Annotated in this window: 9 protein-coding genes; 7 read left to right on the top strand and 2 right to left on the bottom strand. The window is 71.6% G+C overall.

Going from position 1 to position 12,775, the window contains the following annotated elements:
* The first annotated feature begins 528 nt into the window (after positions 1–528).
* The 3 genes from Q5694_RS11285 (at position 529) to hutH (ending at position 4,550) form a co-directional block, all read left to right on the top strand.
* Positions 529–1,329 carry an enoyl-CoA hydratase/isomerase family protein gene (locus Q5694_RS11285; protein WP_333932508.1) on the top strand — a complete coding sequence of 267 codons (801 nt, stop codon included), beginning with the start codon at positions 529–531 and terminating at the stop codon, positions 1,327–1,329.
* 424 nt (positions 1,330–1,753) lie between these two features.
* Positions 1,754–2,905, top strand: a complete 1,152-nt coding sequence (locus tag Q5694_RS11280) for a GGDEF domain-containing protein (protein WP_333932507.1) — start codon at positions 1,754–1,756, stop codon at positions 2,903–2,905.
* Positions 2,906–3,011: 106 nt separating this feature from the next.
* The gene (gene hutH / locus Q5694_RS11275; protein WP_333932929.1) at positions 3,012–4,550 is read left to right on the top strand and encodes a histidine ammonia-lyase; all 1,539 of its coding nucleotides are present in this window, start codon (positions 3,012–3,014) and stop codon (positions 4,548–4,550) included.
* Positions 4,551–4,647: 97 nt separating this feature from the next.
* Here the strand turns inward: hutH and Q5694_RS11270 are convergent, their stop codons facing one another.
* Positions 4,648–4,962 (bottom strand): LPXTG cell wall anchor domain-containing protein, encoded by a 315-nt coding sequence (locus Q5694_RS11270; RefSeq protein ID WP_333932506.1) that lies wholly within the window; start codon positions 4,960–4,962, stop codon positions 4,648–4,650.
* A gap of 109 nt (positions 4,963–5,071) precedes the next feature.
* Between Q5694_RS11270 and Q5694_RS11265 the strand changes: the two genes are divergently transcribed.
* From Q5694_RS11265 to Q5694_RS11255, 3 genes are all read left to right on the top strand, one after another.
* A complete protein-coding gene (locus Q5694_RS11265; RefSeq protein ID WP_333932505.1) occupies positions 5,072–5,404 on the top strand; it encodes a hypothetical protein in 333 nt (110 codons plus the stop codon).
* A 274-nt stretch (positions 5,405–5,678) separates the two neighbouring features.
* Complete coding sequence (locus Q5694_RS11260) at positions 5,679–6,929, top strand: L,D-transpeptidase (RefSeq protein WP_333932504.1); 1,251 nt, start codon at positions 5,679–5,681, stop codon at positions 6,927–6,929.
* Between the two features lie 330 nt (positions 6,930–7,259).
* Positions 7,260–10,571, top strand: coding sequence for a S8 family peptidase (locus Q5694_RS11255; protein ID WP_333932503.1), 3,312 nt, complete (start codon positions 7,260–7,262; stop codon positions 10,569–10,571).
* A gap of 62 nt (positions 10,572–10,633) precedes the next feature.
* Here the strand turns inward: Q5694_RS11255 and Q5694_RS11250 are convergent, their stop codons facing one another.
* Positions 10,634–11,542 (bottom strand): helix-turn-helix domain-containing protein, encoded by a 909-nt coding sequence (locus Q5694_RS11250; protein WP_333932502.1) that lies wholly within the window; start codon positions 11,540–11,542, stop codon positions 10,634–10,636.
* 179 nt (positions 11,543–11,721) lie between these two features.
* On the opposite strand from Q5694_RS11250, the gene Q5694_RS11245 reads away from it, so the two are divergent.
* Complete coding sequence (locus tag Q5694_RS11245; RefSeq protein WP_333932501.1) at positions 11,722–12,762, top strand: NAD(P)-dependent alcohol dehydrogenase; 1,041 nt, start codon at positions 11,722–11,724, stop codon at positions 12,760–12,762.
* The last annotated feature ends 13 nt before the right edge of the window (positions 12,763–12,775 follow it).

The following is a 12,775-nucleotide window of genomic DNA, read 5'->3' as shown; positions in this document are numbered from 1 at the left end:
CTGAAGCGAGTCCGCGTGCGCAAGTGTGCCCTGGTCCGCGACCGGATTCGGCTCCTGGCCCGCGGCCGGAACCGGGTTCGTGCTCCTGTCCGGGTCCGTGTGCGGCTCCTGGCCCGCTGCCGGAACCGGGTTCGTGCTCCTGTCCCGGCCCGTGTCCGGCGCCGGCCGCCGGCGAGGGCGAGTCGGTTTCCGTCTGGACGGGTGCGGTCGGGGTGGCCGGCCCGGGCGGGGTGGCCGGGTGCTGACGGCGCTGTGCCGTCGTGGTGGCCCTGTTCCGTCGCGGCTGCGGTGTCGCCGGTCTCTTCGTCGTCATGCGGTCGGTCCCTCCCCGATGCGCGCGCCCCCGGTGCGCCATGGCTGACGCACGTTATGCGCTGGCCCGGGCGACCGGGTCGGAGTGGGGAGGACTTCACTCGAACGGGTGGACGGGCCAGGACGGGAACCGGACGGGTCGGCCCTTCCGCCGATGGGGCACGGCTGCGATGATCTGAGCGGTGTCTTGTTAACCCGCGTTAACCGGAGGGTGTCATGAGTGAGGAACGGTTCGGGGAGTTCGTGCTGGTGCGGCGGCACGAGCAGGGGCACGTCGCGGAGCTCGTCCTCGACCGGCCCAAGGCCATGAACGCGGTGTCGACCGAGATGGCGCGGTCCATCGCCGGTGCGTGTACGGCGCTGGGGCAGGACCGGGAGGTGCGGGTGGTCGTCCTGACCTCCACGCACGAGCGGGCGTTCTGCGTCGGGGCCGACCTGAAGGAGCGGAACTCGTTCAGCGACGCCGACCTGCTGCGCCAGCGGCCGGTGACCCGCGGGGCGTACACGGGGGTGCTGGAGCTGCCGGTGCCGACGGTGGCGGCGGTGCACGGGTTCGCGCTCGGCGGCGGGTTCGAGCTGGCCCTCGCGTGCGACGTGATCGTGGCGGACCGTACGGCCGTGGTGGGGCTGCCGGAGGTGTCCGTCGGGGTGATTCCCGGCGGTGGCGGTACGCAGCTGCTGCCGCGCCGGGTCGGGGCGGCCCGGGCGGCCGAGCTGATCTTCTCCGCACGCCGGGTGGAGGCCGCGGAGGCGGGCGAGTTGGGCCTGGTCGACCAGGTCGTCGAGGCCGGCCGGGACCGCGACGAGGCGCTGGCGCTGGCCGCGCGCATCGCCGGGAACTCCCCGGTGGGGCTGCGGGCGGCGAAGCGGGCGCTGCGGCTGGGCCAGGGGCTGGACCTGCGGGCCGGGCTGGAGGTCGAGGACGCGGCATGGCGGGCCACGGCCTTCTCGGGCGACCGCGCGGAGGGTGTCGCGGCCTTCAACGAGCGCCGCAAGCCGCAGTGGCCGGGAGAGTGAACGACTGAACCCGCGCGGCGGCTCCGGACGGCGCAGCCCGCGGCTGGAGCCTGCCGAACCTGTCGTGATGCCGTCACCCGCCCGTGGGGCCGGGGGCGGACGAGACCCGCCTGCCCGGGCCTGCCGCGAACACCGTCGGGCCGGTCCCGGCGCCGCCCACGAGACCGGATCCCGGCGGCCTCCGCGGGGCGGGGGTCCGGCGGTGCCCGACGGTGTCACGAGGCGGGGGCCGGCCGGGATGGTGTTGTCGGGCCGCCTGCCGTGCTGTCGTAGGCCTCTCCGCGGGCCCGCCCACCCGCCTGTTCCCTCTCGGGCGTCGGCGTCGCCCGTGCGTCTGCTTCGCTTCCCCTCAAACCGGCGCTGGTCCCTCCCCGTTCGCGCCATGAACAGGTCGGTTTGGCTGAAAACTCCCTAGCCTGGAGTGATGGGTGAGGACAGACGGCTGGTGGCCGTCGTCGCGTTGGCTCAGGGGATGGCGGCCGCGCACGGATCGCGTGAGGCGTGGCGTGCCGCGGCCACCGGGGCGTGCCGGGCGCTGGGCGGGAGTTTCGCCGCGCTGTCGGTGTGGGAGCGGGAGCTGGGGCGGCTGAAGGTCCTGGTGAACGTCGGGGAGCTCGCCGAGGGGGAGGAGGAGTTCCCCGAGGACGAGTCCTACCCCGTGCACCAGTTCGCGGAGATCACCGAGTTCCTGCACGAGCAGTGGGCCGGCGGCGGGGAGCCGGACGCCTGGGTGGAGACCGCCGAAGGGCCCGCGGGCGGGCAGCCCGGGTACTGCCACCAGCGCGTCGCCGCCCTGCGCCGCCGCGGCCGCGGCTGTTGCGTGGTCGCGCCCATCGTGCTGCACGGCAGGGCCTGGGGAGAGCTGTACGTGGCGCGGCCGGTGGGCGAGCCCGTCTTCGGGCGGGCCGACGCCGACTTCGCCACCGTCCTGGCCTCCGTCGTGGCCGCCGGCATCGCCCAGACCGAGCGGCTGGAGGAGGCCCGGCGGCTCGCCTTCACCGACTCCCTCACCGGGCTCGCCAACCGCCGGGCCGTCGACGTGCGCCTGGAGCGGGCGATCGAGCGGCACCGGCGGGAGGGCGCCGTGGTCAGTCTGGTCGTCTGCGATCTGAACGGGCTCAAGCGGGTCAACGACACCCACGGGCACGCGGCCGGCGACCGGCTGCTGGAGCGGTTCGGCTCGGTGCTGTCGCTGTGCGGGGCGATGCTGCCGGGTGCGCTCGCGGCCCGGCTCGGCGGGGACGAGTTCTGCCTGCTCGCGGTGGGGCCGCCCGCCGACCAGGTGGTGAAGGCGGCCGGGGAACTGTGCCGCCGCGCGGCCGAGTTGGAGCTGGGCGACGGCGTGGCCTGCGGGGTCGCCTCCACCGAGGACCCGATCGGGCCGGTGCGCTCGGCCCGGCGGCTCTTCCGGCTCGCCGACGCGGCTCAGTACAAGGCCAAGGCGGAACGGGCCGCGAAGCCCGTCGTCGCCGGCCGGGCCGGCCCCGACGACCCCGTCCTGCGGCTCGCGGACGAGCCGTCCAGGGAGGCGGCCGACGGGGAGCGCCGCAGTTTCCGCGGCCGGCACACGCCGTGAGCCGGCCGGCCGGTGGGGACCGCCTCTGTGACGTACCGGTAAGGGGTGAACCCGGTCCCCAGTGGTGACATCAACGAATTCACTGCGTACGCTCCTGAATATGGATATGCACACTGTGGTGGTGGGGACGTCCGGGACGACGGCGTCCGACGTGCTCGCCGTGGCGCGTGCCGGGGCCCGCGTCGAGCTCTCCGAGGAGGCCGTGGCCGCCCTCGCCGCGGCCCGCGAGATCGTGGACGCCCTGGCGGCCAAGCCGGACCCCGTGTACGGCGTGAGCACCGGCTTCGGCGCCCTGGCGACCCGGCACATCAGCCCCGAGCTGCGCGCTCAGCTCCAGCGCAACATCGTCCGCTCGCACGCCGCCGGCATGGGCCCGCGGGTCGAGCGGGAAGTCGTCCGCGCCCTGATGTTCCTGCGCCTGAAGACCGTCTGCTCCGGGCGCACCGGCGTACGGCCCGAGGTCGCGCAGACCATGGCCGACCTGCTCAACGCCGGGATCACCCCGGTCGTGCACGAGTACGGCTCCCTCGGCTGCTCCGGCGACCTCGCGCCGCTGTCCCACTGCGCGCTCGCGCTCATGGGAGAGGGCGACGCCGAGGGCCCCGACGGCGTCGTGCGCCCGGCCGCCGACCTGCTCGCCGCGCACGGCATCCGGCCCGTCGAACTGCGCGAGAAGGAGGGCCTCGCCCTCCTCAACGGCACCGACGGCATGCTCGGCATGCTGATCATGGCCCTGGCCGACCTGGAGACCCTCTACCGGTCCGCCGACGTCACGGCGGCCCTGTCGCTGGAGGCACTGCTCGGCACGGACAAGGTCCTCGCCCCCGAACTGCACGCCATCCGGCCGCACCCGGGCCAGGCCGCCAGCGCCGCCAACATGCTGGCCGTGCTGAAGGGCTCGGGCCTGACCGGCCATCACCAGGACGACGCCCCGCGGGTCCAGGACGCCTACTCGGTGCGCTGCGCCCCGCAGGTCGCCGGGGCCGGGCGCGACACCATGGCCCACGCCCGGCTGGTCGCCGACCGCGAACTGGCCTCGGCGGTGGACAATCCGGTGGTCCTGCCCGACGGGCGGGTGGAGTCCAACGGCAACTTCCACGGGGCGCCCGTCGCCTACGTGCTGGACTTCCTCGCCGTCGCCGCCGCCGACCTCGGCTCCATCGCCGAGCGGCGCACCGACCGGCTGCTCGACAAGAACCGCAGCCACGGGCTGCCGCCGTTCCTCGCCGACGACGCCGGTGTGGACTCGGGCCTGATGATCGCTCAGTACACGCAGGCGGCGCTGGTGAGCGAGCTGAAGCGGCTCGCCGTGCCGGCCTCGGCCGACTCCATCCCGTCCTCCGCCATGCAGGAGGACCACGTCTCGATGGGCTGGTCGGCGGCGCGCAAGCTGCGCACGTCCGTGGACAACCTCACCCGCGTGCTGGCCATCGAGCTGTACGCGGCGACCCGCGCCGTCGAACTGCGCGAGGGACTCACCCCGGCGCCCGCGACACGGGCCGTCCTCGACGCCGTACGGGAGGCGGGAGTTCAGGGCCCGGGGCCGGACCGGTTCCTGGCGCCCGACCTCGCGGCGGCCGACGCCTTCGTGCGCGACGGGCGGCTGCTGGCCGCGGTGGAGACGGTCACCGGGCCGCTCCGGTAGGCGGCAACGGACGAGCAAGGGGGCCCTGCCGTACGGCAGGGCCCCCTGCACGTGCGGCAGGCGGCCGGCGCACGTGCGGCCGCAGACCCGAACGCGGTCAGATACCGAGCCGTTCCCGGCGGACCGAGTACACGACGAACCCGGCGCCCAGCGCCAGGCAGAAGGTGCCGCCGATGACGTACGGCGTGCTGTCGAAGCTGCCGGTGTCGGCGAGCCGGGTCCCCGTCGCGGAGGTGTCGGCGGTCGTGGCGGCGATCCGAGCCTGCTCCGTGACCTGCGGCGACGGACTGGCCGGGACCGCCTCTCTGACCGGGGACTCCGACGTCGCGTTGGCGGACGGGACGAACCACATGGCGCCCAGCAGGGACGCCGCGGCAGTGGCGGTCAGCAACGGACGGCGAGCGGATGACACGGAATATCGATCCCCTTGTGGCGTCGGCGAATTGGCCGTGTGGGGCGATGTTAGTGAAAGTCGCGGGTCACGGGAAAGTCACGGGTGGGCCTCGACGTACGCTCGCGCCATGAGCACTGCTGAGACATCACGTTTTGTACGGCTTCGGGTGGACCTCGTCCTCGAAGTCGACGACGCCGACGCGGTCACCAAGGCCGCGCTGCGCCTGATCGGGGAGGACGACGGCATGCCGGCGGCCGAGCGGGCCCATGCCGAGGGCGCTGTGACGGAAGACACCGCGGAGGCGCTCGCCTACCTGGTCGACCCGTTCGACCTGGTCAGCCAGGTGCCGGGGGTGGAGCTGCAGCAGGCCTCCTGGAGTGCCGAGCGGGTCGACCACGACCCCGATGCGCCGGACTGGGACCTCGACGAGGATGATGAGGAGGACGGCAACGACGGCTGACCGCGCGGGAGTAACCGACCCCGGGCGGCGGCGGTCGCCCGGGGTCCTCGCTTCTCGGACGGCGCACGGCCGCACCCACCTCGTCCGGCACCGTCCGCCGCGGACGTGTCGATCCCCACACCTGTGCCACTGGGGAACCGGGCGAACCGGTCGTAGCGTTGAAAGTTATCGACGGGGACTCCCGGCCGGGACTCACGCGGCGCCGCGTGGGCACTTGGTCGGTGGCGGGGGACTCGGGGTTTTGGGGAAATCGGCAACGATGGAGAAGCGTGTGATGACGGTCAGTAAGCGGCGCAAGGGCCTGACGGTCGCGTCCGCACTGCTCGGCGGAGTGCTGGTGCTCTCGGCCTGTTCCGGCGGCGACGACGGCGCCTCCGGCGGGGACGGCGGCGACAGCTCCCAGTCGAAGGTCGACGAGGCCGCGGCCAAGAAGACCTCCGAGGCCCAGATCAAGATCACACCCAAGGACGGCTCGAACAACGCGTCGATCAACAACTCGGCGGCCGTCACCGTGAGCAAGGGCACGCTCACGGCGGTCAAGATGACCACGGCCGACGGCACCGAGGTCAGCGGCCAGATATCCGCCGACAAGAAGAGCTGGAAGCCCAGCGCGCAGCTGGAGCGGTCGACGACCTACAGGCTGGCGGCGGAGGCGAAGGACGCCGCCGGGCGCGTCGCCCACGAGAACGCCTCGTTCACCACGGTATCCCCGGCCAACAGCTTCATCGGCAACTTCACCCCGGACGACGGCACCACCGTCGGCGTCGGCATGCCGGTGTCGATCAACTTCGACAAGGCGATCACCAACAAGGCCGCGGTCCAGAAGGGCATCACGGTCAGCACCACCAGCGGCCAGGAGGTGGCCTGCCACTGGTTCAACGCCAATCGCATGGACTGCCGCCCCGAGGACTACTGGAAGGAAGGCTCCACGGTCACGCTGAAGCTCGCGCTCGACGGCGTCGAGGGAGCCAAGGGCGTCTTCGGCGTCCAGCAGAAGACCGTCACCTTCAAGATCGGCCGCAACCAGGTCTCGTACGTCGACGCGAAGACCAAGCAGATGAAGGTCACGCAGGACGGCAAGGTCGTGCGGACCATCCCGATCTCGGCCGGTTCGCCGGAGAACAAGACCTACGAGGGCATCATGGTGATGTCCGAGAAGTTCAAGGAGACGCGCATGAACGGCGCGACCGTGGGCTTCACGGACGACGACGGCAAGGGCGAGTACGACATCAAGGACGTGCCGCACGCCATCCGCCTCTCCAGCTCCGGCACCTTCATCCACGGCAACTACTGGGGCGCGAAGTCCATCTTCGGCAGCGCCAACACCAGCCACGGCTGCGTCGGTCTCCAGGACACCAAGGGCGCGAACGACCCCAACACGCCTGGTGCCTGGTTCTTCGACAACTCGATCCTCGGTGACGTGGTCGTCGTCGAGAACACCGGCGACAAGACCATCGCGCCGGACAACGGCCTCAACGGCTGGAACATGGACTGGGCCGACTGGAAGGCCGGCTCGGCTGTCTGACGGCCCGCCGGATCCACCCGAGCACGCAGGCCGCCGCCCGCCCGAGGAGGGCCGGGCGGCGGCCTTCCGCTGCTCGCCGCCGTACGGCCGCCGTCCCCGGCCGCACCACCCGTCAAGTGGGGCGAGCGGACCCAACTCCCTTATTCTGTAACGGAGTTCCGGCGATCGTGTAACAGCCGGCCGACGGATCTCTCACTCCCCTCTCACCTATTGAGCAGCTGATCACCCCTCGGCATACTGCGTCGTCCGGGGGGTGTACGTGTATGCGTGCGAGACCACCCCCGGCCGGGTGAACGGGGAATTCGCCCGGTTCTTCTGCAAGGGGGAAACTTGCGCAGACAAGTGAAAAGGGCGTGCGCGGCCACGGTCGCCACAGCGGCAGCCGTGGCCCTCGCGGCGGGCATGACCAGCCCGGCGTCGGCCGACGGCGAGCGGACGGCCGCCGCCAAGCGTGCCTCGCTCACCGCCAAGCACCACATCACGCTCATCACCGGTGACCGGGTCTCCCTGGACGCCAAGGGCCGCGTGGTCGGCCTGGAGCGGGCCAAGGGCCGTGAGGACATACCCGTCCAGGTCCGCAAGATCGACGGCCACACCCTGGTGATCCCGGCCGACGCGGCCCGTCTCGTCGCCTCGGGCAAGCTCGACCAGCGTCTCTTCGACGTCACCGAGCTCAACAAGTCCGCGACCCGCAAGGCCCAGAAGAAGGGCCTGAAGGTCATCGTCGGCTACCGGGGCAGCGCCGCGGCCACCAAGGCCGACGTGCGTGACGCGGGCACGCTGAGCCACACCCTGAAGACCCTCAACGCCGACGCGGTCCAGACGCCGCAGGGGGAGACCCCCGAGCTCTGGGACGCCGTCACCAACGGCGACAAGACCGCCGCCGGCATCGCGCACGTCTGGCTGGACGGCGTCCGCAAGGCCAGCCTCGACAAGTCCGTCCGGCAGATCGGCGCCCCCGCGGCGTGGTCGGCCGGCTACGACGGCAAGGGCGTCAAGATCGCCGTCCTGGACACCGGTGTCGACGGCACGCACGCCGACCTCAAGGGCCAGGTCGTCGCCGCCAAGAACTTCTCCGCCGCGCCCGACACCACCGACAAGGTCGGCCACGGCACGCACGTCGCCTCCATCGCGGCCGGCACCGGCGCGAAGTCCGGCGGCACGTACAAGGGCGTCGCGCCCGGCGCGAAGATCCTCAACGGCAAGGTCCTCGACGACGCCGGATACGGCAGCGACTCCGAGATCGTCGCCGGCATGGAGTGGGCCGCCGCGCAGGGCGCCGACGTCATCAACATGAGCCTGGGCGGCCTGGACACGCCTGAGATCGACCCGATGGAAGCGGTGGTGAACAAGCTCTCCGAGGAGAAGGGCGTCCTGTTCGCCATCGCCGCCGGCAACGAGGGCGACTTCGGCGAGCAGACCGTCGGCTCCCCGGGCAGCGCCGCCGCGGCCCTGACCGTCGGCGCCGTCGACGACAAGGACGTGCTGGCGGACTTCTCCAGCCGCGGCCCCGGCACGGACGGCGCCCTCAAGCCCGACGTGACCGCGCCCGGCGTGGACATCACCGCGGCCTCCGTCCCGGGCAACCTGATAGCCCAGGACGTCGGCGAGAAGCCGGCCGGCTACATGACCATCTCCGGTACGTCGATGGCGACCCCGCACGTCGCGGGCGCGGCGGCGATCCTGAAGCAGCAGCACCCCGAGTGGAAGTACACCGAGCTCAAGGGCGCCCTCACCGGCTCCACCAAGGGCGGCAAATACACGCCGTTCCAGCAGGGTTCGGGCCGCATCCAGGTCGACAAGGCCGTCAAGCAGACGGTCATCGCCGAGCCGGTGTCGGTGAGCTTCGGCATCCAGCAGTGGCCGCACACCGACGACAAGCCGGTCACCAAGGAGCTGACGTACCGCAACCTCGGTACGAAGGACGTCACGCTGAAGCTGGCGTCGACCGCCACCAACCCGAAGGGTCAGGCCGCCCCGGCCGGCTTCTTCAAGCTCGGCGCCACCTCGGTGACCGTCCCGGCCGGCGGCAAGGCCTCCGTCCCCTTCACCGTCGACACCAGGCTGGGCGGCACCCTCGACGGCGCCTACTCCTCGTACGTGACGGCGACGGGCGGCGGCCAGACGGTCCGCACGGCGGCGGCGGTGCAGCGCGAGGTCGAGTCGTACGACGTCACGCTGAAGCACATCGGCAGGGACGGCAAGCCGACGGCCGGCTACACCACCGAGGCCGCGGGCTACACGGGCCTGGGCAAGGAGCGTTCCTACACGGCGCCGGGAACGCCCTCGGGTGAGGTCACCCTGCGCCTGCCCAAGGGGTCGTACCTGCTCAACAGCCTGATCGCCGAGGACGTCGACGGCTGGGCGGGCGGCGTCGACTGGCTGGTCCAGCCCAAGCTGGCCGTCACCAAGAACACCACGGTGACCATCGACGCCCGTAAGACCCAGTCGGCCGACATCACGGTCCCGGACGCGCAGGCCAAGCCGCTGTCCGCGATGGTCGACTACTCCTACGACACAGCCGGCACGGGGCTCGGCCTGAGCGTCGGCGAGTTCGCCGACCTGCGCATGGCCCACCTGGGCCCGGAGGTCTCCGGGCTGAGCCAGAGCTGGAGCGGGCAGTGGACCAAGGGCGACAGCGCCGAGTACGACGTCGTCACCTCCGCCAAGGTGAAGAAGATCCAGGGTGCCAAGGTCCGGCACTTCAAGGCGAGCGAACTCGCCACGGTGAAGCACAACATGGGTGCGGCGGCGTCCGGCAAGACCGGTGACCTGTGGACGATGGGCGAGCTGCCCGACACCGTGACCTTCGGTGTCCCGGTGGAGCAGAAGCTGCCGAGCGCGCGCACCATGTACCTGTCGACCTCGGACAAGGTCCAGTGGGCGTTCGACTTCACGCAGTACGGGGGCAAGGACGCGGACGGCAATCCGATCCCCGACGCCGGCTACTCGGTCTACCCGCAGACGTACAAGGCCGGCCAGAAGTACACCAAGACCATCAACACGGCGGTCTTCGGTCCGCGCCTGAACGACCAGTTCGGCATCTTCCGCAACGGCAACGCCCTCTACGGCTCGCTGCCGCTGTTCGCCGACGGCTCCGGCCACGCGGGCTCGTCCGAGTTCACGTCGGCCTCGACGAACCTCTACCGCAACGGCACCAAGATCGGCTCCAACACCGACCCGCTGTACGGCGAGGAGTTCCGGGTCCCGGCCGGTGACGCCGAGTACAAGCTGACCACGTCGGTCAAGCGCAGCGTCAAGGTCGCGGCGGCTTCCACCCGCATCGACGCCAGCTGGACCTTCCGTTCCAAGAAGCCGTCCGGTGACCGGCTCGTGCAGCTGCCCGCCTCCACGGCCCGCTTCGGCGCGGCCACCGGGCTGGACAGCAAGGCCCCGGCCGGCAAGCAGGTGACCGTCCCGGTCACCGTCGAGGGCGCCGCCAAGGGCAGCAACCTCAAGTCGCTGTCGGTGTACGTGTCCTACGACTACGGCAAGACCTGGAAGAAGCTCGCCGTCAAGAAGGGCAAGGTCTCCTTCAAGAACCCGGCGAAGGGGAAGGCCGTCTCCTTCCACGCCAAGATCGCCGACAAGAAGGGCAACAAGTCGACGATCTCGATCTACAACGCCTACTACGGCAAGTAGGCCGCAGGGCCCGCTGGTGAGCGGCCCGCCGGGAGCTTCGCCCCCGGCGGGCCGTTCCGCGTCTACGGGGCCGGGCTCCCGGCCCCCGCCCGCGTCGCGTCCGCCCCCCAGCTCGCCAGCAGCCGCAGGGCCTCCGCCGAGCTGGTGCCGGGCTCGGCGTGGTACGTGACCAGGGACTGTTCGGCGTCGTCGACCAGGCGGAACGTCTCGAAGGAGAGCGTCAGGTCGCCCACCAGGGGGTGGCGCATGTGCTTGACGCCGTGGCTCTTCTCCTTGACGTCGTGGGCGGCCCAGAGGCGGCGGAACTCCTCGCTCTTCACCGACAACTCCCCGACCAGCGCCGACAGCTGCGGGTCGTCCGGGTGGCAGCCCGCGTCCATGCGCAGGTAGCCGACGATGTCGGCCGCCTTCTGCTCCCACTCCGCGAACAGCTCGCGGTACTCGGGCCGCAGGAACACCATCCGCGCCCAGTTCCGCTCGTGCGCCGGCAGCTGCGCCCAGTCCCCGAAGAGAGCCGCGGCCATCCGGTTCCAGGCCAGCACGTGCGAACGGCGCCCGACCACGTACGCCGGCACGCCGTCGATCGCGTCCAGCAGGTGCCGCAGCGCCGGCCGCACCTGCTGGCTGCGTGCCGCCGGCTTCTTCTTGTGCTGCTTCGGCTTCGCCAGGTGCGTCAGGTGCGCGTGCTCGGCGGCGCTCAGCCGCAGGGCCCGCGCGATGGCGTCCAGCACCTCCGCCGACACGTTGTGCCCGTTGCCCTGCTCCAGCCGCGTGTAGTAGGCCACGGACACCCCGGCCAGCTGCGCCAGCTCCTCCCGGCGCAGCCCGGGCACCCGGCGCCGCCCGAAGTCCGGCAGCCCCACGTCCTCGGGCTTCAGCCGCGCCCGCCGCGTGCGCAGGAACTCGCTGAGCTCGGCCCGCGGGTCCAGGCCGCCGCCGCTGCTCGGGGTGGTTTCGGGCTGTACGTCCATGCCGTCCAGTATTCCTGGTCGTACGCACACGAGCCTGACCCCGCCAGTGGTACGCACGGTGTGCGTACGCAAAAGCGTGGTCTGGGTAGCGGCTCACGGATCGCGCAGGCTGGTGGCCGTGCCCGGGCAGAAGATCCAGAAGGCAGCCGGGCACACCCCGTCCCTAGGAGAACCCCGGCATGACCACCGTCGCTGCGTACGCCGCTCCCGCCCCCAAGGCACCGCTGGAGCGCACCACGATCGAACGCCGCCAGGTCGGCGAGCACGACGTCCTGATCGACATCAAGTTCGCCGGCATCTGCCACTCCGACATCCACCAGGCCAACGAGGGCTGGGGCGAGGCCATCTTCCCGATGGTCCCCGGCCACGAGATCGCCGGTGTCGTCTCCGAGGTGGGCCCCGGCGTGACGAAGTTCGCCGTCGGCGACCGCGTGGGCGTCGGCTGCATGGTCGACTCCTGCCGCGAGTGCGAGAACTGCAGGGCCGGCCGCGAGCAGTACTGCGTCAAGGGCAACATCCCGACCTACAACGGCATCGGCAAGGACGGCGAGCCCACCTACGGCGGCTACTCGCAGAAGGTCGTCGTCGACGAGAACTTCGTCCTCCGCATCCCCGACGGCCTGTCCCTGGACGTCGCCGCGCCGCTGCTGTGCGCCGGCATCACCCTTTACTCGCCGCTCAAGCGCTTCGGCGCCGGCCCCGGCAGGAAGGTCGCGATCGTGGGCCTCGGCGGCCTCGGCCACATGGGCGTGAAGATCGCGCACGCGCTCGGCGCCGAGGTGACCGTCCTGTCGCAGTCGCTGCGCAAGCGCGAGGACGGCCTGAAGCTGGGTGCGGACCACTACCACGCCACCAGCGACCCGAAGACCTTCGAGGAGCTGGCCGGCACCTTCGACCTGATCGTCTCCACCGTCTCGGCCCCGCTGGACTTCGGCGCCTACCTGTCGCTGCTGAAGACCGAGGGCACGCTGGCCAACGTCGGCGCCCCCGAGGAGCCCATCTCCCTGAACCTGTTCTCGGTGATCGGCGGCGGCAAGTCCCTCGCCGGCTCCATGATCGGCGGCATCGCGGAGACCCAGGAGATGCTCGACTTCTGCGCCGAGCACGGCCTGGGCGCCGAGATCGAGCTGATCCGCGGCGACCAGATCAACGAGGCCTACGAGCGGGTGCTGGCCAGTGACGTGCGGTACCGCTTCGTGATCGACGCGGCCACCATCTGAGACGGACGGGCCG

It is taken from the genome of Streptomyces sp. AHA2, from assembly GCF_036857595.1.
GTDB lineage: Bacteria > Actinomycetota > Actinomycetes > Streptomycetales > Streptomycetaceae > Streptomyces.
This window is presented reverse-complemented; position numbering and strand designations above follow the sequence as displayed.